The following is a 23,722-nucleotide window of genomic DNA, read 5'->3' on the forward strand; positions in this document are numbered from 1 at the left end:
GATTTCTCCAACAGGGCGGACCTGTTCCACCTGTTCTTTGCCTGTTATTTTTTCTGTACCTGTTATGTTGGATTTCGCGTCCGAATTTCCCGTTCCGGATCAGCAGCTTGAGGTCGCTCCACCTGTTAATCGATAACAGGTGAATAACAGGTGCGATTCCGCGGATAACAGATTGAGAAAGAGCCTGATACGAACCGCGCAGAGCGAGGCCGAATCAGGCACGATCCTAGCGGCAGTCCGAGAGGTTTGAATCGACCCTGCGCTATTTCGCGCCGACGCGGCGCGTCGCCAGCGGCAGATCGCAGATGTCGATGCCGCCCAGCCCGACCGTCGGCGCCGCCGGATTCTCGCGCAGCTTGATATAGGCAGCGAAGCGCACATTGTCGGTCGAGCGGTATTCGAACTTCGGGCGCTCGCCCGCCGGTATCTCGCTGGCGAGCCTGACGGACACGATCGTGGTGCGCTCCGGCTCGGTCGCGTACACGCCCATCGCGGCATCGCTGCGCGGCATCGCCGACATATATTTCATGCCGTCGATGATCCGGCCGACGATGGTGTAGTTGCGGTCGAGCCGCCGCGCCGCGCCGCTGATCGGGGTGAACAGTTCGGCCCCGCTGCCGGTCTTGGGCAAGGAATCGCGCGCCACGCCGACCGTGCCGTAGCAATGCGGCATCCAGGCGGCCTTGCCGTCGGTCGCGATCGGCCAGCCATCGGCGGTGACGCCGGATGCGGTCGAATAGGCGTCGCTGCGGCTCAGCCGCTGCGCGGCATCGAATGCCGGGATGTCGAATTCCATCGCCAGGGGTTCGACGATACCGGGAGCGAGCGGCTTCTTCTCGGTGCCGTCGCCCCACTGGGTCACCCAGTTTTCCTGCACGCGATAGACGCTGGTATCGTCCCACCAATGTGCGAGCGCGAGCTTGCGGACATTGGCGACATGCTCGGGCGCGAAGCGCGGGGCGAGACGGATCACGACGCTGCGGTTGCCGCCAAGGGTGATGACCATCAGCTCGTCATCGGGGATCGGGCGCCAGTCGGCAGCGATCGCGTCCGAGGGGAGTGGCGGGGCTGGCGGCGACACCGGAGGCGGGGGCGCGGCCTGGGCGCCGGCGAGCAGCGCAAGGAAGGGGATCAGCATGGCGCCATCCTGACACGAAGCCCCGCGTTCGCGCAATCGCCCCCCCCGGCTTGCGCGCCCGCCCGTCACCCTCTAGGGGGCTGCGTTCCAGGGAATGCGGAGCGGTGGCCGAGTGGTCGAAGGCGCTCGCCTGGAAAGTGAGTATACGTCAAAAGCGTATCGAGGGTTCGAATCCCTCCCGCTCCGCCACGGACCCGTTCCCGGTGGTCCGCAACAGGCCACCGGGATCGACTTTTCTCTCCTGAAATCTAGCATTTAGCGGAGCTGCTCGGCCTCGGCCGGCCGTACCCGTTCGCGCCGCCAAGCCGCATAAACTCACCGACGCCAATCGCCTTTACGGGCTGGTCACCCCCAGCGGCGGCAAGCTTTGGCGCTGGAACGACGATTATGACGGCAAGCAGAAGCGCATGGTCTTCGGTGCCCCGAGAACCGTCCAAATATCGGAAGTGAGGGCGAAAAAGAGTCCCGGGAACAAGCTGGTAGGCCGTTTTTGCCCAATCGCTGTCCAGCCGACGGCAGCGATAGAAGCGCCGCTTGACATTAGCCTATAGCCTAATTAGGCATGTCGCTAATGGACGTATTTGTGGCACTTGCCCATCCCGCGCGAAGAAAGGTGATCGCAATGCTGCGCAATGGTCCGCTTTGTTCCGGAGAAATAGCGGCGGGGTTCGACGTGGCCTGGCCCACGATGACCGGGCACCTCAAGATACTAAAGGATGCCGGTCTGGTGACTACCGAACGATCCGGCACAAGCGTCATCTACCGATTGAACGCCACGATCCTGGAAGAAACCGCGGCCGCGCTGCTCGATATCGGGAGTACGATCATGAGGAAGCCCAAGTGATGACCAAGCGGGGTCTCCTGATTTCGGTTGTGGCGGTCTTGCTGATGACGGGCCTCTATTCTTGGGCTGCGGCGGACGCTGGGCCCAACGTCCGGTTTTCGTTTTCTGCGCTTGCAACCGCCGGTCCTCAGCCGACCGGCAGCGCTGCGCTGACACTTCTGGGGCTGCTTCCATTTATCGCGGCAGTTCTCGCGCTGCTTTTCGCGGGCCTGCAACGGATCGAGCCGCTGCGAGCGAATCTCGCGCGCGGACAACGCACTTATGTGATGGCCTGGGCCGGCACACAGCTGTTGCTGCTTGCAATTGCCTGGATGCTCGCGGCGGAAGTTCGCGCGACAGCCCATGGATCAACGACGGATATCGGCTGGCGCGTCGCTATGTCGATTGGGTGCGGCGTGCTTGTCGTCGTCGCGGATTCGCTGCCGAAGACCCGGCGCAACCTTGTGTTCGGTGTGCTTACACCGTGGACGCTGACAAGCGATCTCGCCTGGGAAAGGACGCATAGATTTGCCGGGCGCCTGTTCATGGTGGTCGGACTTGCCGGGCTCGCCTCCGCCTTGATGCTTCGCCCCGAAGCACTGGTTTACACTTTCGTGCTTCCGGCCGTGGCCGCCGCATTGGCGTGCGTGATGTATTCTTATGTCATCTGGCGCGGCGACGCCGACAGATTCACCATGGAGAGCGAGCATGAATAGGATCCGTTCCGGCGCGCCAGTTTGGCTGGCCGCCTTGCTCGCCATCATTGGCATCTCCTCGGCATCAACGGCACAACATGTCGCGCCGCCAACCACCAAGGCCGCCCATCCGCTAACCACGCAGGATGTAGATGCCTGGCTTGATGGAATCGTGCCTTATGCCCTCGCCAGCAACGACATTGCGGGGGCCGCGATCGTGGTGGTGCGCGGTGACGAAATCGTTACGCAGCGCGGCTGGGGCTATGCCGACGTCGCCGCGCGCCGGCCGGTCGATCCGGAGCGAACCGTTTTTCGTACGGGATCGGTGGGCAAGCTGTTCACCTGGACGGCTGTCATGCAGCTTGTCGAGCAGGGTCGGCTCGACCTGGATGCGGACATCAACCGCTATCTCGACTTCCGCATTCCGCCTCGGGATGGCCAGCCGATTACCTTGCGGAACCTGATGACTCACACGCCGGGCTTCGAGGAGCACGTCAAGAATCTCGTAACGAGCGGCGCCGCTCCGCTGCCGCTGCGTGACTATGTGCGTGGCTGGACGCCGGAGAGGATTTATCCGCCCGGCCGCACGATCGCCTATAGCAATTACGGGGTTACGCTTGCCGGCTATATCGTCGAGCGGGTCTCCGGCAAGGCTTACGACGCCTATATCGACCGTAATGTTTTCGAGCCGCTGGGCATGTCTCACTCTACGGCGCGCCAGCCGCTTCCTCCGGCCCTGCAGCGCGAAGCCGCACGCGGCTACATGCTCGGCTCAGGTCCGGCCATGCCCTTCGAGATATTCTCGGTCGGTCCCGCCGGCGGGCATTCGGCGACCGCTGCCGATATGGGGCGTTTCATGCGCGCCTATCTCGGCGGCGGACGGCTCGGCGACGCATCGGTTCTGCGGCCGGAAACGATCGATCTCATGTGGAAGGGTACCTTCGCCGCGATGCCGCCTCTGCCCCCAATGGGGCTCGGTTTCTTCCGGGACGACAGAAACAATCGGATCGTGCTTAGCCATGCCGGCGACAGCCAGTATTTCCATTCCGTCATGCAACTTGTGCCGCAGGAAGATATCGGCTTCTTCATCGTGATGAACAGCACCGGAAGGCTGCCGACAGCCGGGATCACTCGTGGCGACCTGTTCCGCTCCTTTATGAACCGCTACTTCCCGGACCCGCGGCCTGCAGCGCCAACGGCGCGCACCGCTGCCGATCATGCCCAACTGATCGCCGGCCGCTACCTGAGTTCCCGGCGCGGGGACTCGTCGTTCATTTCGATGATGTTCGCGCTTGGCGAAGCACAGGTCGTAGCCCAGCCCGACGGAACAATCCTGGTGAGCCAGTTGCTCGGCACCGATGCAATGCCGAAGCGATGGCGTGAAGTTGCACCTTTCGTCTGGCAGGAGGTCGGCGGCAGCAGTCGGCTCACGGCGCGGGTCGAAAATGGGCGCGTCGTTGCCTTTGCCACCGATGATTTGCCGGTAGCGTTCGAGATGCAGCGCAGCGTCGCAGCGCGGTCCATGGCATGGAATGGGCCGCTGCTCGCATTCTCACTGCTGGTCTTGCTGTACACGCTGGCCGCGCGGCCAGTGCGAGCGCTGATCCGGTGGCGGCGAAAACAGCCATATCCGCTTCGGGCTCGCGCCGCGCTGCTCGATCGGATGAGCTGGGCGACATCCCTCGCGAACCTCCTGTTCGTCGGCGGGTTCCTCGGAGTGCTTGTCGCGGGGGCCGCTAATCTTTCCCTGTTTGGTCCTGGGCTGGATCCGCTGCTCCGAGCGTTTCAGTTGTTCGGCCTGCTCGGCATCATCGGTGGCGCCTTTGCGCTCTGGAACCTTGTGCTGGTCTGGCGCGACAGAACGCGGGGCTGGCCAGCTCGGCTCGGCTCGGCCCTTTTCGCGCTCGCTTGCGCTGGCATAGTCTGGATCGGTGTTACCTATTCGCTGTTATCACCTTCCCTCGATTATTGATGAAAGCGCGCTAAGCCGAGCCAAGCCTTCCCCCAGCTTATCGGGCAGCGGTCGATAGCAGTAGCGTCTCGCTATGGATGCTACCCTCCAAAGATGTTGGCCGTGGCGGCGACAGGGCGCCGCCACAGGTCTGCTTCGCCTGAGGCCAGTCTGCTCGGCTACGGTCGTAACGCTGCAGCGTAGATGTAGTGCTCATCATCATCGGGCGTGGCCCGCGACATCCTCCTGTTCCTGCCATAGGCCCATCCCGGCGAGCGCGCGCGCGGAGAGCGCAGCCCATCGCGTGATCGCTCCCTCTTCCAAGGCCCAAAAATATAGATAGATGTACGACAACGCCGCTGGAGCCTCGCGCCCACAGGCAAGGAGGGGACCAGCATGACGAGTCTGTCGCAGATCGATGTCATCGTTGTCATTGTCTATGCCATCGGCATTTTCGGCCTGGCGCAATGGGTGAGCCGCGAAAAGGCGGGGCATGCGAAAGACACGTCCGATTATTTCCTCGCCTCGAAATCGCTTCCCTGGTGGGCGATCGGCGCATCGCTGATCGCGGCGAACATCTCCGCCGAGCAGATCGTCGGCATGTCCGGCTCGGGCTATGCGCTTGGCCTCGCGATCGCGTCCTATGAGTGGATGGCGGCGCTGACCCTGCTGATCGTCGGCAAATATTTCCTGCCGATCTTCCTCAAGAACCACATCTACACCATGCCGCAGTTCCTCGAGCAGCGGTACGGCCGGGTCCTGCCCGTGCTGATGGCGATATTCTGGCTGGCGCTTTATGTCTTCGTGAACCTGACCTCGATCATCTGGCTCGGCTCGATCGCGGTGAACAAGGTCGCGGGCATCGACCAGGATACGGCGCTGATCGCGCTCGGCGCCTTCGCCCTGCTCTATCAGCTCTATGGCGGGCTCAAGGCGGTGGCGCTGACCGATATCGTCCAGGTCACCCTGCTCGTGTTCGGCGGCCTCGTCATTTCCTATCTGACCTTGAACCAGGTCGGCGGCGGGCACGGCGTGATCGCGGGTTTCACGACACTCACCGAGCGCGTGCCCGGTCATTTCGACATGATCCTCAGCCCCGATCATCCCTTCTACAAGGATCTGCCCGGCATCGCGGTGCTGGTCGGCGGCATGTGGATCGCCAATCTGAGCTATTGGGGCTTCAACCAATATATCATCCAGCGCGCGCTCGCCGCGAAGAACATCGCCGAAGCGCAGAAGGGCGTGATGTTCGCTGCCTGGCTGAAACTGCTGATGCCGGTGATCATCGTGCTGCCGGGCATCGCTGCGGTGGTGCTCGCGCCCGATCTGGTCAAGCCGGACGAGGCCTATCCGACGATGATGAAGCTGCTGCCCTCGGGGCTGCTCGGCCTGGTCTTCGCGGCGCTGATCGCGGCGATCATCGCGTCGACCGCGTCGAAGATCAATTCGATCGCGACGATCTTCACGCTCGACCTTTATGCCAAGGCGCGGGGCATCAGGACCCGCGATGAAGACGGCCAGGTAGAGGGCCAGGAAAAGCATCTCGTGCTGGTCGGCCGGATCGTCGCCGCGCTCGCCGTGGTGATCGCACTGATCGCGGCCCGGCCGCTGCTCGGCAATTCGGACCAGGCATTCCAGTTCATTCAGGAATTCTCCGGCTTCTTCACGCCGGGGATCACCGTCATCTTCCTGCTTGGCCTGTTCTGGAAACCGGCGACCGAGGCGGGCGCGATCGTCGCGGCGATCACGTCGGTCCTGCTCTCCTATATCCTCAAGATGGGCATTCCCTCGCCCTGGCTGCCCGAAGCGTTCAATGCCTATCTCTTCCCCTTCATGAACCGCATGATGTTCGTGTTCCTGGTCAGCCTGTTCCTCGCCATGGCGATCTCGCTGCTGGTGAAGGGCCGCGGCGACGCGAACCGGGTCACGATGGAAGGCGTCAGCTTCCGCACGACGACGGCATTCAATATCGGCGGCGTGGGCGTTGTCCTGATCCTGATCGCGCTCTACGCGACCTGGTGGTGAACGTTGAAGATCGATTCCTTGCCGTCGACTGGGGGACGACCAACCGACGCGTCTTCCTGATCGAAGGCGGCCAGGTCGCGCGTAGCGCGCGCGACGGCAAGGGCGTGACCGCGGTCGAGGATTTCGCACGCGAGGCCAAGGCGATCCGCGATGCGTTCGGCGACCTGCCGCTGCTGATGGCGGGGATGGTAGGATCGACCATCGGCTGGCGGGTCGCGCCCTATGTTCCCGCGCCCGCCGGGACTGCCGAGCTTGCCGCCAATCTGTTGTGGATCGATCCGCGCACCGCGATCGTGCCCGGGGTGTCGACCACTGGCCCCGCCGATGTGATGCGCGGTGAGGAGGTCCAGTTGCTCGGTGCGGTCGAAGCAAGCCTGGTCCCCGCCGACGCGCTGCTGGTGCAGCCCGGCACGCATTGCAAATGGGTGGAGATGGCGGGCGGCCGCATCGCCGGCTTCACCACGGCGATGACGGGCGAGCTGTTCGCGCTGCTGCGCAAGCACGGCTTGCTCGCGGCGCAGATCGGCGGGGAAGTAGCCTTGGGTGCCGCGTTCCTCGAAGGGGTCGAACAGGGTCGCAAGCGCGACCTGGCCGCCTCGCTCTTCGGCATCCGCGCGGCCAAGCTGCTCGGCGAGCGCGACGACAAGGATGCGGCGAGCTTCGCCAGCGGGCTGTTGATCGGCAGCGATGTCGCGGTGCGCCTCGAGAGGCAGAGCCACGACACCGTCCACGTTCTCGCCGACCCAGTGCTCGGGGGGCTTTATGCCGCGGCGATCGAAGCGCATGGCCGTGCCACGCGGCTGGTCGACAGCAACGCCGCGTTCAGCGCGGGAATCATCGCCATCGGAGCAAGAGCAGGAATATGAGCCATATCGCCGCCTTCGACGCCGCTTTCGCAACATGCCCGCTGATCGCGATCCTGCGCGGCGTGAAGCCGGACGAGGTCGAGGATGTGGGCGAGGCGCTGGTCGAGGCCGGCTTCACCCTGATCGAAGTCCCGATGAACTCGCCCGATCCGCTCGACAGCGTGACGCGGCTCGCGAGACGCTTCGCGGGCCGGGCCATCATCGGCGCGGGCACGGTGCTGCGCGAGGACCAGGTTGCCGCAGTGGCAGCGGCGGGCGGCACGATGATCATCTCGCCCAACGCGAATCTTCGCGTCATCGCGGCGAGCGCGGCGGCGGGGCTGGTCTCGCTGCCCGGCATCGCCACGCCGAGCGAGGCCTTTGCCGCGCTCGAGGCAGGCGCGACAGCGCTGAAGCTGTTCCCGGCCGAGGCCGCCAGCCCGGCCGTGGTGAAGGCGATACGCGCCGTGCTGCCCAAGGAGGCCCGCCTCCTCCCGGTCGGCGGGATCGCGCCCGACACGATGGGGCCCTGGAGCGCCGCGGGCGCCGCGGGCTTCGGGCTCGGGTCGGCGCTCTACAAACCCGGCATGAGCGCCGCCGAGGTTGGCGCCAATGCGCGCGCCTTTATTCAGGCCCTGGCCGCGTAACGGGCTGCCGTTCGACCTGGGTCGAACGGCAGCAGGCCAAGGTTACTTCGCCCGGGCAGCGTCCTCGATCAGGGTCGCCACATCGGCCGGATGCGACACCATCACGACATGCGAGGCACCCGGGACCACCACGACGCGGCGGACATGCGCGCGATCGGCCATGAAGGCGTGCGCCGCGGCGGGGATGTTCAGGTCGGCCGAGCCGTAGATCGACCAGGACGGAATCGACTGCCACGCAGCAGCCTTCGAAGGCTCGCTGAGCGCGGCCAGGGTGACGGGACGCTGGGTTGCCGCCATCAGCACGGCCTGGTCGTGCGGCACGTCGGCCGCGAACTGGGCAGGAAACTTGTCCTGGCTGATATACAAATCCTGATTGCCGTCAGCGACCGGCACCGGCGGCGCCAGGGTGCCGCCCAGCGTCGACCCCGGGAACTTGCCGCTGAGGCCGAGGCTGGTCTCGCCGGCCGCGGGCATGAACGCCGCGACATAGACGAGCGCCTTCACATTGGCGTGACCCGCGGCGGCCTCGCTGATCACGGTGCCGCCATAGGAATGGCCGACCAGCACGACCGGCCCGGCAATGCTGTTGAGGATCGCCGAGACCTCAGCGGCGTCGCCGTGAACGCTGCGCAACTGGTTGTCGGCCGCCGTGACGCGATAGCCGTCATGGATGAGCTTCGCGATCACGCCGTTCCAGCTCGAGGAATCCGCAAAAGCACCGTGTACCAGCACGATGGTGGGCTTGGTCGCCGCATCCGTGGACTGCGCCGGTGCGGTCGTGGCGAAACCGAGGATGCCGAGCGTGAGTGCGGCCGAGAGTTTGAGGCGCGTGAACATCGGGAAGCCTTTCAGTGAGGTAGATCGCTGCGTGCCCTCATCTCGGCGACCGGCAGGCTCTTGGCCAGTCAACCATTGGTATGACGGCAGCTCCCCCAAAGCTGCCTTGCCGCTCCGATGGGGCCGCACTATTCGTCCGATATGGGGGAAACCGCGATCATCCATATCGTCGACGACGACGAGTCGCTGCGCAGCGCGCTGGAGAGCCTGTTCCGCTCGGTCGGGCTCAGCGCGCGCGGCCATGGCTCGGTCGCGGCGTTCCTCGACGCGCCGCGCGACGATGCGCCGGGCTGCCTCGTGCTCGACGTGCGCCTGCCCGGGATCAGCGGGCTCGATTTCCAGGACCGGCTCGACGAGCTCGGCATCGGGCTGCCGGTGGTGCTGATGAGCGGGCATGGCGACATCCCGATGTCGGTCCGCGCGATGAAGGCGGGGGCGATCGACTTCCTGGTCAAGCCGTTCCGCGACCAGGACATGCTCGACGCGGTCGCCACCGCGATCGAGCGCGACCGCGAGCGCCGCGCAACGCAGAGCGACGATGCCGGACTGAAGACGCTGCACGCGGCCCTGTCGCCGCGCGAACGCGAAGTGATGGCGCTGGTCACTGCCGGGCGGATGAACAAGCAGGCCGCCTATGAGCTCGGCCTGAGCGAAGTGACGGTGAAAATCCACCGCGGCGCGGCGATGCGCAAGATGGGCGCCCGCACGCTGCCCGACCTGGTGCGCATGGCGGAAAAGCTGGGCGTGAAGGCTCCGTAGAACCCCGTAATACGATCGGATTATGGCGTGCCGCGGGGGGTTCTGGCACTTCGGCTTCAGGGACGGCGTTCTTCAGGCTTCCCATGTGGAAGGAATGTAGCGCGTGCCCGCCAAGCCACTGATCGCCATCGTCGAGGATGACGACTCCTTGCGCCCGGCGCTGATCGGGCTGATGCGGTCGCTCGGTTATGATGGCGCCGGCTTCGTTTCGGCCGAGGATTTCCTGGCGGCCGACGCGCTGGAAAAGGCGGACTGCCTCGTCACCGATCTTCAGCTTCCCGGGATCAGCGGGCTCGACTTGGCCGCGCGGCTGGGCGGGGAGCGCGCTCGCCCCCTGCCGGTGATCCTGGTCACGGCGCGCACCGAGAAGTCGATCGACGAGCGGGGCGAAGCGGCGGGGCTGTTCTGCCTGCTGCGCAAGCCGTTCGATGCCGACGACCTGATCTCCTGCATCCGCCGCGCGCTGGACTCCTGATCGCGCATTGCCGACAAGACCTGCGTGGGGGCACCAGCCGATATCCTCGATCTGATCCATGAAAGCGTCGTGACGCGCGATGCGGGCGGGCGCGTGCTCTCCTGGAACGCGGCGTCGGAGGAGCTGTATGGCTGGCCGCGCCTCGACGCGCTGGGCCGCAACCTGCACGAGCTGCTGAAATCGCGCCACGATGCGCCGGTCGAAGCGGTCGAGGCGCGGCTGCTGGCCGAGGGGCGCTGGGAGGGCGAGATCGTGCGCACCACCGCCGGGGGCGAGGAGCGCGTGCTCGACGTGCGCTGGAGCGCCGAGCGCGATGGCGAAGGCGCGCTGGTGCGGATCATCGAGACGGCGCGCGACATCAGCCGCCGCAAGGCCGCCGAGGATGCGCTGCGGGTCAGCGAGTATCGCTATCGCAACATGTTCGAGGCGATGGCGGTCGCTTTCTGGGAGGTCGACTTCACTGGCGTCGGCGCAATGCTGATCCCCTTGCGCGACCAGGGCGTGACCGATCTGGGCGCGTACCTGCATGCCAATCGCGATTTCGTTCGCGCGACGATGGAGCAGGCGATCGTCGCCGACATCAACGCCAAGGCACTCGACCTGTTCGGCGCGACCGACGCTGCCGGCATGATCGGCCAGAATACGGCGCGCTTCTGGCCGCGCGACAGCGAGCCCGCCTATATCGACGCGCTGGTCGCGACCATGACGCGCGAACCGCACCTCGTCACCGAGACTCAATTGCTCCGTCTCGACGGGACACCGATCGACGTGCTGTTCACCGTGTCGCTGTCGCAGGAGAACCGGCGGCGCGGCGTGCTGCTGATCGGCGTGGTCGACATCTCCGCGCGCAAACAAGCGGAAGGGGCGCTGCAACGGCTCCAGGCGGAGTTCGCGCATGCCGCGCGCGTCTCGATGCTGGGCGAGCTGACTGCGTCGATCGCGCATGAGGTCAACCAGCCGCTCGCCGCGATCACCACCAGCGGCGAGGCGAGCCTGCGCTGGCTGGCCAATGCGGAGCCCGATCTCGACGAAGTGCGCGGGCTCGCGGGGCGGATGGTGGCGGATGCGCGGCGCGCGGCGTCGATCATCGCGCGCGTGCGGGCGATGGCAGAACGGCGCGAGCCCGAGCGGATCGCACTGTCGCTCAACACGCTGGTCGAGGATGTGCGCACCTTCCTGGCGCATGAACTGCGCGCGCAGGATGTGGGGATCGAAATGATCCTGCAGCCCGACCTCGCCATGGTCTCAGGGGACCGGACTCAGTTGCAGCAGGTGATCGTCAACCTTGCGGTCAACGCAGTGCAAGCCATGGCCGAGGCGGGCGTACCCGAGCGCAGGTTGCGCTTCACCACCAGCGCGCTGCCCGACGGCCGGGTGGCGCTGACGGTCGAGGACAATGGCCCCGGCCTGCCGCCCGAACCGGCGCGGCTGTTCGACAGCTTCTTCACCACCAAGGCGAGCGGCATGGGCATGGGCCTGCCGATCTGCCGCACCATCGTCGAAGCGCATGGCGGAGAGATTGCGGGCGAGAATATCGCCGGTGGCGCGCGGTTCGTCGTGACCCTGCCGGCGCTGGGCTGAAGGCCGCCGAAAACCTCCAACATTTCGCCGTTTTTCCGGCTGCTTTTTTCTTCCGCTGTTATGTTGGATTTCGGCCGATTTTTTCCCGAACCGGATCAGTCCCTTACGCAGCGTTTTCCCTGTTCTGAATCGAACGACCATAACAGCGGAAAAAACGCGACAAAACAGCGGCAGTTACCGCTGTTACGGCGCGACTTTCCGTCCAACATTCCAGTCATGTCAAAGAGCCGCCCGGGCCGACTGACGATGGTCCGGGCGGCGCGACGCTGCCCGAAGCAGCCGCCCGTTTGAATCGACCGCTTCCTATTCCATGCACTTCAGCAGCCGGTCGACCGTCGTCGTCGCAAAGGCGGCGAAATTGTCGGCCACGCCGTACGGGATCATCAGCTCGCGCCCCGCGATCATCGCGCCGCAGCTATAGACGACGTTCGGGACATAACCGTCGCGCTCGTCGGGGCTGGGGGTGAGGATCGGCTCCGGCGTGCGCGCCAGCAGCTTGGAGGGATCGGCCTTGTCGAGCAGGCAGGCGCCGATGCAGTAGTTGCGCACCGTGCCGACACCGTGAGTCAGCACCAGCCAGCCTTCGTCGATCTCGATCGGCGAGCCGCAATTGCCCATCTGGACGAACTCCCACGGATAGCGCGGCGAGACGATCTTCCCGCCGCCTTCCCAGTGGAGGATGTCGTCGGATGTGTGCAGCCAGATGCTCTCGCTGTCCTGCCGGCCGAGCATGACGTAACGCCCGTCGATCCGGCGCGGGAACAGCGCCATGCCCTTGGCGCCTGCCGCGTCGCCGGTGAGCGCGCACATGCGGAAGTTGCGGAAATCGGTACCTGAGAGCAGCTCGGGCCGCGCCGATGCGCCACTGAAGGCGGTATAGGTGCCGTAATAAGTGACGCTGCCGTCATCGTCGGTGAAGCGGACGAGGCGCAGATCCTCGATGCCCTGGCGCTGGCTCGGCAGCATGGGGAAGAGCACGGTTTCCGATATCTCACGACTGCCGCCGCAGTTGAGCGTCACCGCGGCGATGGCGTCGTCCACACCGTCATCGATGGTCGGCGGCACGGCAGCCGGGCTCGCACGGTCGACCGTGATGGCGCCGCCGGGCATCCAGATGCCCGTGCGGAAGGTGACCGAGGAGACATGCCCCTCGCCGATGCCGCGGAGCGACAGGATGAAGCGGACTGCACCCTCGGGCACGCCCGACTGATCGGGCGCCGCAACCGCGCTGGGGTTGAACAGGGCGGCGGCTTCGAACGAGAATTCCTCGCTGAAATAGGCGCCGATCAGGCGGCGTTGCGGATCGTTGACCGCGACCTGCCCGGGCAGGAGCTTCGCGACCTCGTCGTAGCGGCGGCGGAGCATGTCATCCACGTCGCGGTGCCGCTCGTCGAGCGAATGGGTGAGCTGCTTCAGCTCGCTTTCGAGCGCGCCCTCGTCGAGCGTCAGGATTCGATCGACGATCGCCTGGGCACGCGGATGCCCCTCGATGCGGAACCGGCCGGGATATTCGAGCTCGAACGGCCGGACGACGGTGCGCGACGGATCGGGCCGCAGGATCAGGTCGTGATGGTCGAGGACGGGTTCAGCCTGAAGCATCGGGATTCCTTATGGGCCGCGGCGCACCACCGGGTCGAGCGCGGGAACGTGCGCGGCGGCCGGAGGGTCCATTATAGCCGGATCGGGAGGTCATCGATGCCCGACCATCGGCGGCGGCGTGCCGAGCACGTCGCCGCGATAGGTTTCGACCACCTGGCTGAACGGCGTGCCGTCGGGCAGGCGCAGCACGGCGCGGTGCTCGATCACGCTGGCGGGAATCGCGAGCGTGCGGCCGGCGCCTTTTCGCGGGGATTGCCGGGCGACGTCCCACCCCTCGGGCAGCGGCGACCAGAGCAGGATCGCGCTGATCGTCTGGCGGCGGAAGTGAAGCGCCTGCACCGCGCGGCCAAAGGCGGTGTCGCTCGTGTCGAGGACCGTGTTCATCGCCGGCGTGAGGCGCGACGGCACATACCAATTGTCCGCCTCGGACAAGACACGGTCGCCGCAACGCAAGCGGACGCGGCGGTAGCGGACCGGCTCCTCCGCCCCGACCTGGAGCGCCGCTCGCACCTCGGGCGTCGCCGGCTTGTCCTGGCCGGTGACGCGCTCGGCGACGATCCTGCTGCCGGCCGGCGCGAGCGCGCGGCGCATGCACCAGCCGTCGAGTGTCAGCGTCGCGCTGTCATGGCTGAGCAGTTCGGCGTTGAGCGTCTGCAGCAAGGCGAGCGCCCCTGTGCGCGCGAGCGGCGTGTCGGGCCAGACCGGCTGCGGCGCTTCCCGCGAGAGGCCGGGCGACGCGAGGGACAGTGCGGCGATGGCCAGCATGGTTCGGGATCGAATCACACGCCCTCATAGCGCGCCGACCGCGCCCGATGCCATCGCCGCCACTCTCAGGCCGCCGCGTTTTTGCGCCTGGTATCCCAGCCCTTGCGTGCTGCCGCCGAGCGCTGCTCGGGCGAACCGGACTTGTGCGCCCGGCCGCCCCGCGACGAGGATATATGGGTGTCGGGCTTGCCGCGGCCCGAGCCGGATTTGTTGCCGCCGCCCGATTCCTTGTTGACCGTGGCCCAGGCGCGGCTTTCGGCCTCTTCTTTGGGCACGCCGCGATCCTCATAACCCTGTTCGATATGCTGGGCCTTGCGTTTCTGCTTGTCGGTATAAGCGCTCTTGTCTCCACGAGGCATGATCTTCTCCTGGTGAAATGGACTGGTGCACCAACGCGGCGCGCGGGATCGATATCCATCAAACGGGCCGAAAGCGCCGGCGGGACGTTCGGGACCTGAGGGTCAAGGAAGGACCGCACATGTTTCACCCCTCGCTGATCGATCCGATCATTGCCCTGCCGTCCGTCCAGCGGCGGCTCGACGCCTCGGCATCGGCGCTGATGCGCCCGCCGTCCGGCCCGCAGGTGGACTTCACCCGGCCCGAGGGTGAGGCAGCTTTGGTGCCGCCGGATTCGGTCTCGTGGCGCGTGTTCAAGAACCCGCTGAGCCTGTTCATCGGCGGCGTCGCGGCGGTCATCCTCGAACTGGCCGAACCCGCGGTGCGCACCGGCGTGTGGGAGCATTCGTCGTTCCGCAGCGACCCCGTCACCCGGCTCCAGCGCACGGGCCTCGCGGCGATGATGACGGTCTATGGCCCGCGCAGCCAGGCCGAGGCGACGATTGCCGGGGTGGTGCGCCGGCATGCGGCGGTCTCGGGCGCGACGCCTGACGGCGAGGCCTATCAGGCGAACGATCCGGTGCTGCTGACCTGGGTGCAGGCGACCGCGAGCTATGGTTTCTGCGAGGCCTATCATCGGTATGCGCACAGGCTGAGCCAGGCGAAGCGCGATCGATTCTATGCCGAGGCCGCTCCCTCCGCCCTGCTCTACGGCGCGGTGGCGCCACCGGCGGACGAGACGGCGCTATACGCCCTGTTCGACACGATGCGCCCGCGCCTCGAAGCCTCGCCGATCCTGTTCGAGTTTCTCGATATCATCCGCGCTGCGCCCGCCTTCCCCGCAGTCCTGCGGCCGTTGCAGCGCATGCTGGTGCGCGCGGCGGTCGATCTGGTGCCGGGCTGGGTGCGGGATCGGGTCGGGCTGGGGCCGGAGCATGGGCTTCGGCCGGGTCAGGCGACCTTGCTCAAGAGCGCGGTGCGGCTGTCCGACCGGCTGATCCTGCCGTCGAGCGCGGCGGTGCAGTCGTCGCGGCGGATGGCGTTGCCGGCGGATTATCTGTTCCGACGTCCCGTCATCGCGGGGGCCTGAGCCATAGACTCGTAAACCGCGAATGGCAGAAAGTAGGTGGCGAGCGGACTGGCGCCTCCGGTGCCAAATGCATGATGCCGGTCATCAATCTGGCTCGGCAACCCCTTGGCGTCGGAGCATTTCAATCACAGCAATATCCGCTTGACGATACTTGCTGCTGCTACGCGGCACGACCACCACAGCGTCGAACAGCGATCCAGTTTCGAACCAGCTTATAGCGATGTCGATAGCGGTCTGGCCGTAATCCAATGCTCTCCAATTTGTCGCGCTGAGGGCTTCGCGCCGGATAAGCGCCTGCGTCGTTCGATCACGGACAACTTTATCGCCGGGTATCGCCTCAAACGTAGCTCCATTTGGAAACTTGGCCTTCGATATATCGAGCGCCCAATCGACAGAGGAATAGAAGGCTACGATCTGCTCATCTCGCCACTTGCGATCCGATTCTTGAACAAGCGTTTCCAGCTCGGAACGGTTGACCTTCAACCCGCTGATGTTGCCTTCCAGGGTGACATGTCGGAAGACGCTTGCATTGAGAAAGAGCGGAGCCGATCCTGCCTTCTTGAGGTGCCGCAATGTGACCTCATCGAATACACAGCCCGTAACCTCGCAGTTCCAGTGACTGACGTTATCAAGGTGGATATCGGAGAACCTATTCCAACCACGCGACACGCTCCGCGTGAAACATTGATTGAAAGCGCAATTATTCGCGCTGACGTGCGACAGACTGAGCGGATCGCCGTTGTGCCAGAATGTCTTCCCCTCGAACCGCCACATAACCGCTCCCATGCGCCTTGAGAGGTATCTAAAGCCAAGTGTTCGCTTCCTGGTAGCGACAAAGCGCATCGGCGGGTCCGCATTGGAGCGTCAGCGGTTAGCGCGTTGATGGGTGCGCGATCCTAATACCAAGGTAGTTTGCGGGCACACCCGCGCGAAATACCACCCCGCGCACGACCCAGTATCTTTCGGACAGGACGACGCCGCCGACGTACAAGGTAGCCCTCTATGCCCTGTTCGACACGATCCGCCCGCGCCTCGGCCAATCAGGTGAGGCCCCACATCGCGGCACGATTGCGGGCAAGGTCCTTCATGAAATCGTCCAACGCAGCCAGGCGGCGCTCTATTTCCGATGCCGGAACACCATTCCATAGGGCGTGATCGTAACGCTCGCGAACGGACTTCAGATCGTCTCCCGCTTGAAAGCGCTCGGATATGTAGAGCGTTTCAAGCAGTTCCGTAGGACGTTCGCGCTCGCCTGATTTCACCAAAGCGTATTTGATGAGGTACTCGGACATGATGCCATCGTTGGATGTGCTGACCATCGTCGTCCCCTTTCCCTGTGAAATATGGGTGGCTGGGACACCTAGTCCAGAGCAGTGATGGCTTTCTCGGCATGTGCGAATGCCAGCGAACGGCGCGCAAGAGCGCGGTGCGGCCGTCCGGCGGATCCTGTCGCCGAGCCCGGCGGTGCAGTTGTCGCGGCGGATGGCGTCGCCGGCGGATTATCTGTTTCGCCGACCCGTCACCGCGAGGGCCTGAGTCATGGACTCATAAAACGCGAATGGCCGAAAGTGGTGGGCTGCTGTCGGCAGCTTTAGGGTGACACACTCGCGGAAGCTGCTGTTGCGAGGCGATGCGCCTAGCCTGACGTTTCGGACATAGCAGGGCCGGAACCAGTTAGACATCAGGAAAAGACTATCGCGGCTCCCGTCTCCAGCGACTTTTCGCAAGCTGCAATTAAGCGGGTAATGACAAACGTCTCGATTGAAAGTCGTTGCCACGGTTCGCCATCGGTGGGAGGAGCCTCCACGTTTTTGTAGATTTCCTCACCCTCTGGATCGATGCCCGAGGGAATTGAAAGTGCGTGCGCAAGTTCACGGCACTCTGTCAGAAGCTCCTTTGCTGATCCAACCATGCCTCCGATACCGTCACGCTGAGGCGAATGCCGATCAAAAATCACGTCGGGAACCGCGCGAGGAAGGTAAAAACCTTCGGCGTCTGAGTGTAGTATCAAATGAGAGAAAGGTGGATTTCTGCGTTTAAGGAAATTTAGTACGCCATTTTCTCTCCCACCGCGCAGATGTGCATCGTGCAGACGGTAAAATCTTGCAAGCACAGCATCGTCTGTAGCTTTTTCATAAGAACATGGGTGTGGCAGGCGTCGGTTGATAGCCAACCACGCCGCTAGCCTGCGGACGTGATGCAGGCCGGAATATCCATAGGATTCCCAGCTTTGGCTCCCTCCCGGGATTTCCTCTGGTTCGTGATGCGGTGGCTCGCCCGCCTCCGTTAGAACCAAATTCAGATCACCGAGCACCTCTCGATGCCAAGACGCGCCTTCCTCATCATACTCCAGTTGCTCTGCTAGATAGCCGACAACTATATTTAACCCCATACGCCCTCCCGTTCCGATGGGCGTATCAATCGATACCAATGTCCGCAATGGTGGTGGCAGACGGGCCGTTTGCGGCATCGCTTGCGGTGACGGCGGGCGGCCGAACGTGGGGCGGTTCCGATCCGGCCGCTTTCTGTCCCGAAACCGGCCTATTGGCTTTAATTACGGTGACAGCGCTGGAGTGGAGTGCACCCCTGAGGTTAGACACGACAATTAGGGACAGCGAGTTGCTGTCATGGCCGTGGCTGCTGCGCAGCAGCCGCTGGCGATCAACGAGGAAACCTCCTATGCTCGAAGGGCGCGATTGGCGTGCGAAGGACGGGGCATCGTCAGAGGAACTGGCGAAGCTACAGGAGTCCGCGCCAGCTAGTTTGCCCTCCCGGTATCTCGATCTTCTCACCTTCGGCGACGGCGGCGAGGGTCCCTTGGCAGTCAACCCCTTCCACTTTCAGTTAGACCCAGCGACGGTGGTCGCAGAAACAATCCGCTGCGGAAACCACGGTCAAGATGACTTAGATGGTTTCCTGATAATCGGCAGTAATGGCGGCGGAGAGTATATCGCCTTCGACACACGCGGCGGAGCGCCATGGCGTGTCGTCACCATCGACATGGTCGCGGGCGGCAACAGCGCTGAAGTTATCGCACCTGACTTCGACATATTTTACGACCTGATCGGGCTAGAGGCAGAGGCGGCCTAACGTCCGCAACTTGGCGTTAGCGACCATACCCATTGATGGGTCGCCGATCCTAATACCAAGGTCGTATCCCGCCACACCCGCGTAGAATGTCGCCCGCGCCCCCGACCCGGCATCTTTCGGACAGGGACGACGCCGCCGCGGCCGTCCGCATCGAAACGGGAGATCGGACATGTCGAAGACCATCATGCTCATCCACGGCGCCTGGCTCAATTCGCGGGCGTGGGAAGGTTTCAAGGCGCGGTACGAAGCACGAGGGTACACCGTGCTGACGCCTGACTGGCCCTATGACGACCGCTCGCCGGCCGAGCTGCGCGACAGCCCGCGCGAGGAGTTGAAGCATCTGGGGCAGCTGCAGATCATCGACCATTATGACGCCCTGATCCGTGGGCTCGCCGAAGAGCCGATCCTGATCGGCCATAGCTTTGGCGGGGTGATCGTTCAGCATCTGCTCGATCGCGGGCTGGGCGCGGTGGGCGTGGCGATCGATCCGGCGCCGACCCCCGGCGTGCCGCTCGGGCCGCAGGCAATCTGGTCGGCATTGCCGGTGCTCGGCGACCTGTTCAGCTGGCGCAAGGCCAAGGTGATGTCGCGGAAGTTCTTCAAGACGCGCTTCGCCCAGACCGCGCCGAAGGACAAGGCCGACGCGCTGTACGACCGCTATATCGTGCCGACGCCGGGCAAGGTCTATTGGGACGGCATCTTCCTGCGTGCCGGCAGAATCCGCTGGGACAATCCGGAACGCGCGCCGTTGCTGCTGATCGGCGGGTCGGTCGACCTGATCGCCGATGCGAGCATGACCCGGGCGATCTATCGCAAGCAGAGCCTGGCGCCGTCGAAGACCGAGCTGCGCATTTTCGAGGGCCGGTCGCACTGGACCGGGATCGATGCGGGCTGGGAAGAAGTGGCCGATTATGCGCTCGACTGGGCGCTGCTGAATGCGCGCTCGCCCAAGGTGGTACCGATCTCCGAAGCGCTGGCGGCCTGACCCCGCGCTCGCCCGGGTGGTCCGCCCCCGACCGCCCGGGCTTTTTTGGGTTGGTTGATTTCCTCCGCGATCGTACCCCGTTCCCCGGCGAAGGCCGGGGCCCAGTCGGGGGACGCTTGCGACGACGCGCATCGCCTGTTTTCTTCTGTTTCCCAACTGGGCCCCGGCCTTCGCCGGGGAGCAAGGATGGACATGGCCGAACCGGAAGGGGCGGTTTCTGTTAAACCAGGTTCGCTCGAGGCTAGCCGGTGATCTCCAGCGATCCCTCCGGGCCGATGCGCGCGCTCAGCGCAGCATAATCCAGCACCCCGGGATGCGCCGTCTCCAGCGGATGGGCATGAGTGACGGTGATCACCATCACCGCCGCCCCAGCGGCTTCGGCGGCGGCGATGCCGGCGGGGGTATCCTCGAACACCAGGCATTGATCGGCCGGAACGCCGAGGCGCGTCGCGGCGAGCAGGAAGCAATCGGGCGCGGGCTTGCCGCGTTCGACATCTTCCGACGTGATCATCACCGGCGGCACGGGCAGGCCGGCCGCTTCGAGCCGCCGCGTCGCCAGCGCGCGCGGGGCGGAGGTGACGATCGCCCAGCGATCCGCCGGCAGTGCGGCGAGGAAAGCCGCGGCGCCGGCGATCGCCTCGACGCCAGCGACATCCTCGATCTCGAGGCGGGTGATCTCGGCGGCCTCGGCCTCCGGGTCGACGCCGGGCAAGCCGAGGCGACGCACCGTCTCGACGCTGCGCACGCCGTGGATGGTCGGCAGGAACGCCTCGACATCAAGGCCGTGGCGGCGTGCCCAGCCGGCCCAGACTCGTTCTGCCGCGACGATCGAGGTGAGGATCGTGCCGTCCATGTCGAACAGGAAGGCAGCGAAGCGGCGATCGGGGAACGGCTGAGTCATCGTGCGCGCTCCTGCCCCCGGCATGCACGGCGCGCAAGCCGCGCGGCTATCGTCATCGCCCCGCGATACCGCTAGAGCGCGGCCGATGTTGGTGCTCAAGGCCCTTGGAGACGATCTAGCCCAGCTTGCCGCGCAGGACCGGTTGCGCACGCTGGTGCCTCGGCGCGGGGTGGATGTTTCCTCCAACGATTATCTGGCGCTTGCCTCGTCGCCGCGGCTGGCTCGGGCGGTGGCGCAGGCCGTCGAGCGCGGCGTGCCGGTCGGATCGGGCGGATCGCGGCTGCTGCGCGGCAATCATGAGGAGCATGAAGCGCTGGAGGCGGAAGCGGCGGTGTTCTTCGGGAGCGATGCGGCGCTGTTCTTTTCGAGCGGTTACACCGGCAACGCCACCTTGTTCGCGACCCTGCCGCAGCGGGGCGACCTGATCGTCCATGACGCGCTGATCCATGCCAGCGCGCATGAGGGCATGAGGTTGAGCCGCGCGGATGCCGTCTCCGCGACGCACAACGACCCCGAGGCGTTCGAGACCGCCATTGCCGCGTGGCGGCGGGCGGGCGGCACCGGGCGACCTTGGATCGCGGTGGAGAGCCTGTACAGCATGGACGGCGACCGCGCGCCGATCGAGGCACTGGCGGCAGTGGCCGAACGGCACGATGCGATGCTGCTGATCGACGAAGCGCATGCCACCGGCGTGTTCGGCGAGCAGGGGCGCGGCCTCGCCGCAGCGCTCCATGGGCGCGAGAATGTCATCACGCTCCATACCTGCGGCAAGGCGATGGGATGCGAAGGGGCGCTGGTTTGCGGTCCCAAGGTGGTGCGCGATTTTCTGGTCAATCGCGGGCGCGGCTTCGTCTTCTCGACGGCGCCGTCGCCGCTGATGGCGAGTGCGGTACGCGAGAGCCTGCGCATCCTGGCCGATGAGCCGGAACGGCGCGCTGCCTTGTGGGCCCTGGTCGGCGCGGCTGAAAAGGCGCTCGCCCGCTGCAGCGTCGCGCCGACGGGATCGCAGATCCTGCCGCTGATCCTGGGCGACGATGCGCGCACGATGCGGATCGCCGCCGCAGTGCAGACGGCGGGGTTCGACGTGCGCGGCATCAGGCCGCCGACGGTGCCGCCGGGCACGTCGCGGCTGCGCATCTCGCTGACGCTCAACCTGACGATGGCTGATGTGGATGCGCTGGCCGACGCGATTGCGGGGGCGATCGAATGACGGCCCGGATCGTCGTCACCGGGACCGACACCGATGTCGGCAAGACGGTGTTCGCCGCCAGCCTAGCCGGGGCGCTGGGCGCGTCCTATTGGAAACCGGTCCAGGCCGGGCTGGAGGAAGGCGGCGATGCCGCGACCGTCGCCCGGCTGAGTGGGCTGGCACCGGAGCATATCCTGGCCGAGGCCTATCGGCTGACCACGCCCTGCTCGCCCGATCGCGCGGCGGAGATCGACGGGGTGACGATCGACCCCGCGCGGCTGGTGCCGCCGACGCTCGACGGGCCGCTGGTGATCGAAGGGGCGGGCGGGGTGCTGGTGCCGGTGGCGGGCAAGCTGGTCTTTGCCGATCTGTTCGCGCGCTGGGCGCTGCCGGTGGTGCTGGTCGCGCGGACGGCGCTCGGCACGATCAACCACAGCCTGTTGTCGATCGAAGCCTTGCGGGCGCGGGGCGTGCCGATCCTTGGGGTGGCGTTCACCGGCGATGCGGTCGAGCATAGCGAAGCGACCATCGCCCGGATCGGCGGGGTGAAGCGGCTCGGCCGGCTGCCGCATCTGGCGCCGCTCGATGCGGACACGCTGGCCGCCGCCTTCGCCGCGCATTTCGATGTGGCGGATTTCCGGTGAAGGGATCGCCGATCTGGCATCCCTTTACGCAGCATGGGCTGGGCGAGCCGATCCCGCTCGTCACCCATGCCGAAGGTGCGGCGCTTTACACCGAAGACGGCCGGCGGATCGTCGATGCCATTTCTTCGTGGTGGGTGACCACGCACGGCCACCGCAACCCGCGCATCATGGCGGCGATCGCCGAACAGGCGGGCAAGCTCGACCAGATCATCTTTGCCGGCTGGACGCATGAGCCGGCTGAGACGCTCGCGCGTTGCCTGATCGAGATGATGCCCGCCGCGCTGAGCCGGGTGTTCTTCTCCGATTCAGGATCGACCAGCGTCGAGGTCGCGCTGAAGATGGCGCTGGGGTTCTGGGCGAATCGCGGCGAGCCGCGGCACCGCGTGCTGGTGATGCAGCACAGCTATCATGGCGACACGATCGGCGCGATGTCGGTCGGCGCGCGTGGGGTGTTCAACCGGGCCTATGCGCCGTTGCTGTTCGATGTCGGCACCCTGCCCTTTCCCGCCGCCGGGCGCGAGCAGGATACGCTCGATGAGCTGGAAGCCGCCTGCCACGCCAGGCCGGCCGCGCTGATCGTCGAGCCGCTGATCCTCGGGGCGGGCGGCATGCTGATCTATCCCGCCCAGGTTCTGGCGGAGATGCGCGCGATCTGCGCGCGCCACGGCGTGTTGTTCATCGCCGACGAAGTGATGACCGGCTGGGGGCGTACCGGGACATTGCTGGCATGCGAACAGGCCGGGATCGTGCCCGATATCCTGTGCCTGTCGAAGGGACTGACTGGCGGCGCGGTGCCGCTCGCCGTGACCCTGGCGAGCGAGGCGATCTACCAGGCGCATTGGTCGCAGGACCGGGCGACGATGTTTTTCCATTCGTCGAGCTACACCGCGAACCCGATCGCGTGCGCCGCGGCCAATGCCAATCTCGCCATCTGGCGCGAGGAGCCGGTGCTGGAGCGGATCGGCGATCTGGCGAAGCGCCAGCAGGCGCGGCTGGCGGAGATCGCGGCGTTGCCGGCGGTGCTCAATGCGCGGCAGATCGGCACGATCACTGCAATCGAGATCGTCGACGGAAAGGGCGATTATCTGTCGTCGATGGGCCCGCGTCTGCTTGCGTTTTTCCGGGACAGGGATCTGCTGCTCCGGCCGCTCGGCAACACCGTTTATGTCATGCCGCCTTATTGCATCGACGACGGGGACCTGGACCTGATCTATGCCGCGATCGGCGAGGCGTGCGAGCTTGGGGCGGTGTGATGGGGCGCTTTTTTCTTCTTCCCCGGCGGAGGCCGGGGCCCAGTTGGGAGGTAGAAGGGAACGGGCGAAGCGGCCATTTCAGCGCGACCCCAAC

24 protein-coding genes, 1 tRNA gene and 1 pseudogene are annotated in these 23,722 nt (G+C 65.5%); 17 read left to right on the forward strand and 9 right to left on the reverse strand.

The genetic code is table 11. The features are described 5' to 3' along the window. Nucleotides 1–262 precede the first annotated feature (262 nt). Nucleotides 263–1,138, reverse strand: coding sequence for a peptidylprolyl isomerase (locus tag WC729_RS27230; protein ID WP_372857773.1), 876 nt, complete (start codon nucleotides 1,136–1,138; stop codon nucleotides 263–265). Between the two features lie 98 nt (nucleotides 1,139–1,236). Here WC729_RS27230 and WC729_RS27235 point away from each other — a divergent pair. From WC729_RS27235 to WC729_RS27270, 8 genes and pseudogenes are all read left to right on the forward strand, one after another. Further along, nucleotides 1,237–1,327, forward strand: a tRNA-Ser gene (locus tag WC729_RS27235). Between the two features lie 113 nt (nucleotides 1,328–1,440). Beyond that, nucleotides 1,441–1,689, forward strand: a pseudogene (locus WC729_RS27240) (Arm DNA-binding domain-containing protein); the annotation flags it as partial. Nucleotides 1,690–1,709: 20 nt separating this feature from the next. Further along, complete coding sequence (locus tag WC729_RS27245; RefSeq protein ID WP_372857774.1) at nucleotides 1,710–1,982, forward strand: metalloregulator ArsR/SmtB family transcription factor; 273 nt, start codon at nucleotides 1,710–1,712, stop codon at nucleotides 1,980–1,982. Next, entirely contained in the window at nucleotides 1,982–2,677 is a 696-nt protein-coding gene (locus WC729_RS27250; RefSeq protein WP_372857775.1) for an SdpI family protein, read from the forward strand. The genes WC729_RS27245 and WC729_RS27250 overlap by 1 nt, the downstream gene beginning before the upstream one ends. Beyond that, entirely contained in the window at nucleotides 2,670–4,628 is a 1,959-nt protein-coding gene (locus WC729_RS27255) for a serine hydrolase domain-containing protein (protein WP_372857776.1), read from the forward strand. Before WC729_RS27250 ends, WC729_RS27255 begins: the two co-directional genes overlap by 8 nt. 375 nt (nucleotides 4,629–5,003) lie before the next feature. Beyond that, nucleotides 5,004–6,632 carry a sodium/sugar symporter gene (locus tag WC729_RS27260; RefSeq protein WP_372857777.1) on the forward strand — a complete coding sequence of 543 codons (1,629 nt, stop codon included), beginning with the start codon at nucleotides 5,004–5,006 and terminating at the stop codon, nucleotides 6,630–6,632. Then, nucleotides 6,626–7,498 (forward strand): 2-dehydro-3-deoxygalactonokinase, encoded by an 873-nt coding sequence (locus WC729_RS27265; RefSeq protein ID WP_372857778.1) that lies wholly within the window; start codon nucleotides 6,626–6,628, stop codon nucleotides 7,496–7,498. The genes WC729_RS27260 and WC729_RS27265 overlap by 7 nt, the downstream gene beginning before the upstream one ends. Then, on the forward strand, nucleotides 7,495–8,124 hold the full coding sequence (locus WC729_RS27270) for a 2-dehydro-3-deoxy-6-phosphogalactonate aldolase (protein ID WP_372857779.1): 630 nt from the start codon (nucleotides 7,495–7,497) through the stop codon (nucleotides 8,122–8,124). Before WC729_RS27265 ends, WC729_RS27270 begins: the two co-directional genes overlap by 4 nt. 42 nt (nucleotides 8,125–8,166) lie before the next feature. On the opposite strand, the gene WC729_RS27275 is transcribed toward WC729_RS27270, so the two are convergent. Next, on the reverse strand, nucleotides 8,167–8,961 hold the full coding sequence (locus tag WC729_RS27275; protein ID WP_372857781.1) for an alpha/beta fold hydrolase: 795 nt from the start codon (nucleotides 8,959–8,961) through the stop codon (nucleotides 8,167–8,169). A 117-nt stretch (nucleotides 8,962–9,078) separates the two neighbouring features. Between WC729_RS27275 and WC729_RS27280 the strand changes: the two genes are divergently transcribed. The 3 genes from WC729_RS27280 (at nucleotide 9,079) to WC729_RS27290 (ending at nucleotide 11,776) form a co-directional block, all read left to right on the forward strand. Further along, nucleotides 9,079–9,720: a response regulator transcription factor gene (locus WC729_RS27280; RefSeq protein WP_372857782.1), complete on the forward strand. Its 642-nt coding sequence runs from the start codon at nucleotides 9,079–9,081 to the stop codon at nucleotides 9,718–9,720. 103 nt (nucleotides 9,721–9,823) lie between these two features. Continuing rightward, entirely contained in the window at nucleotides 9,824–10,195 is a 372-nt protein-coding gene (locus WC729_RS27285; protein WP_372857783.1) for a response regulator transcription factor, read from the forward strand. Nucleotides 10,196–10,219: 24 nt separating this feature from the next. Continuing rightward, a complete protein-coding gene (locus tag WC729_RS27290) occupies nucleotides 10,220–11,776 on the forward strand; it encodes a PAS domain S-box protein (protein ID WP_372857784.1) in 1,557 nt (518 codons plus the stop codon). Nucleotides 11,777–12,079: 303 nt separating this feature from the next. On the opposite strand, the gene WC729_RS27295 is transcribed toward WC729_RS27290, so the two are convergent. The 3 genes from WC729_RS27295 to WC729_RS27305 form a co-directional block, all read right to left on the reverse strand. After that, on the reverse strand, nucleotides 12,080–13,375 hold the full coding sequence (locus tag WC729_RS27295) for a glycoside hydrolase family 130 protein (RefSeq protein ID WP_372857785.1): 1,296 nt from the start codon (nucleotides 13,373–13,375) through the stop codon (nucleotides 12,080–12,082). A 90-nt stretch (nucleotides 13,376–13,465) separates the two neighbouring features. After that, nucleotides 13,466–14,140 carry a hypothetical protein gene (locus WC729_RS27300; RefSeq protein ID WP_372857786.1) on the reverse strand — a complete coding sequence of 225 codons (675 nt, stop codon included), beginning with the start codon at nucleotides 14,138–14,140 and terminating at the stop codon, nucleotides 13,466–13,468. Nucleotides 14,141–14,205: 65 nt separating this feature from the next. Beyond that, nucleotides 14,206–14,499 carry a plasmid stabilization protein gene (locus WC729_RS27305; protein ID WP_372857787.1) on the reverse strand — a complete coding sequence of 98 codons (294 nt, stop codon included), beginning with the start codon at nucleotides 14,497–14,499 and terminating at the stop codon, nucleotides 14,206–14,208. 119 nt (nucleotides 14,500–14,618) lie between these two features. Here WC729_RS27305 and WC729_RS27310 point away from each other — a divergent pair, with 119 nt between their 5' ends. Continuing rightward, on the forward strand, nucleotides 14,619–15,566 hold the full coding sequence (locus tag WC729_RS27310) for an oxygenase MpaB family protein (protein ID WP_372857788.1): 948 nt from the start codon (nucleotides 14,619–14,621) through the stop codon (nucleotides 15,564–15,566). Between the two features lie 84 nt (nucleotides 15,567–15,650). Here WC729_RS27310 and WC729_RS27315 read toward each other — a convergent pair whose 3' ends face one another. The 3 genes from WC729_RS27315 to WC729_RS27325 all read right to left on the reverse strand — a co-directional run bounded on the left by WC729_RS27315 (nucleotide 15,651) and on the right by WC729_RS27325 (nucleotide 17,958). Further along, complete coding sequence (locus WC729_RS27315) at nucleotides 15,651–16,340, reverse strand: hypothetical protein (protein WP_372857789.1); 690 nt, start codon at nucleotides 16,338–16,340, stop codon at nucleotides 15,651–15,653. A 266-nt stretch (nucleotides 16,341–16,606) separates the two neighbouring features. Then, the gene (locus WC729_RS27320; protein ID WP_372857790.1) at nucleotides 16,607–16,885 is read right to left on the reverse strand and encodes a hypothetical protein; all 279 of its coding nucleotides are present in this window, start codon (nucleotides 16,883–16,885) and stop codon (nucleotides 16,607–16,609) included. Between the two features lie 362 nt (nucleotides 16,886–17,247). Next, complete coding sequence (locus WC729_RS27325) at nucleotides 17,248–17,958, reverse strand: hypothetical protein (protein WP_372857791.1); 711 nt, start codon at nucleotides 17,956–17,958, stop codon at nucleotides 17,248–17,250. Nucleotides 17,959–18,245: 287 nt separating this feature from the next. On the opposite strand from WC729_RS27325, the gene WC729_RS27330 reads away from it, so the two are divergent. Both WC729_RS27330 and WC729_RS27335 read left to right on the forward strand, forming a co-directional pair. Continuing rightward, nucleotides 18,246–18,656: an SMI1/KNR4 family protein gene (locus tag WC729_RS27330; RefSeq protein WP_372857792.1), complete on the forward strand. Its 411-nt coding sequence runs from the start codon at nucleotides 18,246–18,248 to the stop codon at nucleotides 18,654–18,656. Between the two features lie 169 nt (nucleotides 18,657–18,825). Further along, a complete protein-coding gene (locus WC729_RS27335; RefSeq protein WP_372857793.1) occupies nucleotides 18,826–19,641 on the forward strand; it encodes an alpha/beta hydrolase in 816 nt (271 codons plus the stop codon). Between the two features lie 241 nt (nucleotides 19,642–19,882). Here WC729_RS27335 and WC729_RS27340 read toward each other — a convergent pair whose 3' ends face one another. Continuing rightward, nucleotides 19,883–20,542: an HAD-IA family hydrolase gene (locus tag WC729_RS27340; RefSeq protein WP_372857794.1), complete on the reverse strand. Its 660-nt coding sequence runs from the start codon at nucleotides 20,540–20,542 to the stop codon at nucleotides 19,883–19,885. A gap of 85 nt (nucleotides 20,543–20,627) precedes the next feature. Here WC729_RS27340 and WC729_RS27345 point away from each other — a divergent pair, with 85 nt between their 5' ends. From WC729_RS27345 to WC729_RS27355, 3 genes are read left to right on the forward strand one after another with little or no spacing between them, the layout of a single operon-like run. Then, the gene (locus WC729_RS27345; protein WP_372857795.1) at nucleotides 20,628–21,752 is read left to right on the forward strand and encodes an 8-amino-7-oxononanoate synthase; all 1,125 of its coding nucleotides are present in this window, start codon (nucleotides 20,628–20,630) and stop codon (nucleotides 21,750–21,752) included. After that, on the forward strand, nucleotides 21,749–22,375 hold the full coding sequence (bioD, locus tag WC729_RS27350; RefSeq protein WP_372857796.1) for a dethiobiotin synthase: 627 nt from the start codon (nucleotides 21,749–21,751) through the stop codon (nucleotides 22,373–22,375). The genes WC729_RS27345 and bioD overlap by 4 nt, the downstream gene beginning before the upstream one ends. Continuing rightward, nucleotides 22,372–23,628: an adenosylmethionine--8-amino-7-oxononanoate transaminase gene (locus tag WC729_RS27355; RefSeq protein WP_372857797.1), complete on the forward strand. Its 1,257-nt coding sequence runs from the start codon at nucleotides 22,372–22,374 to the stop codon at nucleotides 23,626–23,628. Before bioD ends, WC729_RS27355 begins: the two co-directional genes overlap by 4 nt. Nucleotides 23,629–23,722: the final 94 nt, after the last annotated feature.

The sequence above is a fragment of the Sphingomonas sp. genome, assembly GCF_041661825.1.
GTDB lineage: Bacteria > Pseudomonadota > Alphaproteobacteria > Sphingomonadales > Sphingomonadaceae > Sphingomonas.

What these genes read in the sequence shown, in the direction of transcription:
- WC729_RS27260 (WP_372857777.1), top strand. Translation starts at nt 5,004, where the DNA reads ATGACGAGTCTGTCGCAGATCGATGTCATCGTTGTCATTGTCTATGCC.
- WC729_RS27230 (WP_372857773.1), bottom strand. Translation starts at nt 1,138, where the DNA reads ATGCTGATCCCCTTCCTTGCGCTGCTCGCCGGCGCCCAGGCCGCGCCC.
- WC729_RS27305 (WP_372857787.1), bottom strand. Translation starts at nt 14,499, where the DNA reads ATGCCTCGTGGAGACAAGAGCGCTTATACCGACAAGCAGAAACGCAAG.
- WC729_RS27340 (WP_372857794.1), bottom strand. Translation starts at nt 20,542, where the DNA reads ATGACTCAGCCGTTCCCCGATCGCCGCTTCGCTGCCTTCCTGTTCGAC.
- WC729_RS27315 (WP_372857789.1), bottom strand. Translation starts at nt 16,340, where the DNA reads ATGTGGCGGTTCGAGGGGAAGACATTCTGGCACAACGGCGATCCGCTC.
- WC729_RS27325 (WP_372857791.1), bottom strand. Translation starts at nt 17,958, where the DNA reads ATGGGGTTAAATATAGTTGTCGGCTATCTAGCAGAGCAACTGGAGTAT.
- WC729_RS27275 (WP_372857781.1), bottom strand. Translation starts at nt 8,961, where the DNA reads ATGTTCACGCGCCTCAAACTCTCGGCCGCACTCACGCTCGGCATCCTC.
- WC729_RS27270 (WP_372857779.1), top strand. Translation starts at nt 7,495, where the DNA reads ATGAGCCATATCGCCGCCTTCGACGCCGCTTTCGCAACATGCCCGCTG.
- WC729_RS27300 (WP_372857786.1), bottom strand. Translation starts at nt 14,140, where the DNA reads ATGCTGGCCATCGCCGCACTGTCCCTCGCGTCGCCCGGCCTCTCGCGG.
- WC729_RS27330 (WP_372857792.1), top strand. Translation starts at nt 18,246, where the DNA reads ATGCTCGAAGGGCGCGATTGGCGTGCGAAGGACGGGGCATCGTCAGAG.
- WC729_RS27345 (WP_372857795.1), top strand. Translation starts at nt 20,628, where the DNA reads ATGTTGGTGCTCAAGGCCCTTGGAGACGATCTAGCCCAGCTTGCCGCG.
- WC729_RS27245 (WP_372857774.1), top strand. Translation starts at nt 1,710, where the DNA reads ATGGACGTATTTGTGGCACTTGCCCATCCCGCGCGAAGAAAGGTGATC.
- WC729_RS27310 (WP_372857788.1), top strand. Translation starts at nt 14,619, where the DNA reads ATGTTTCACCCCTCGCTGATCGATCCGATCATTGCCCTGCCGTCCGTC.
- bioD (WP_372857796.1), top strand. Translation starts at nt 21,749, where the DNA reads ATGACGGCCCGGATCGTCGTCACCGGGACCGACACCGATGTCGGCAAG.
- WC729_RS27250 (WP_372857775.1), top strand. Translation starts at nt 1,982, where the DNA reads ATGACCAAGCGGGGTCTCCTGATTTCGGTTGTGGCGGTCTTGCTGATG.
- WC729_RS27320 (WP_372857790.1), bottom strand. Translation starts at nt 16,885, where the DNA reads ATGGTCAGCACATCCAACGATGGCATCATGTCCGAGTACCTCATCAAA.
- WC729_RS27335 (WP_372857793.1), top strand. Translation starts at nt 18,826, where the DNA reads ATGTCGAAGACCATCATGCTCATCCACGGCGCCTGGCTCAATTCGCGG.
- WC729_RS27255 (WP_372857776.1), top strand. Translation starts at nt 2,670, where the DNA reads ATGAATAGGATCCGTTCCGGCGCGCCAGTTTGGCTGGCCGCCTTGCTC.
- WC729_RS27280 (WP_372857782.1), top strand. Translation starts at nt 9,079, where the DNA reads ATGGGGCCGCACTATTCGTCCGATATGGGGGAAACCGCGATCATCCAT.
- WC729_RS27295 (WP_372857785.1), bottom strand. Translation starts at nt 13,375, where the DNA reads ATGCTTCAGGCTGAACCCGTCCTCGACCATCACGACCTGATCCTGCGG.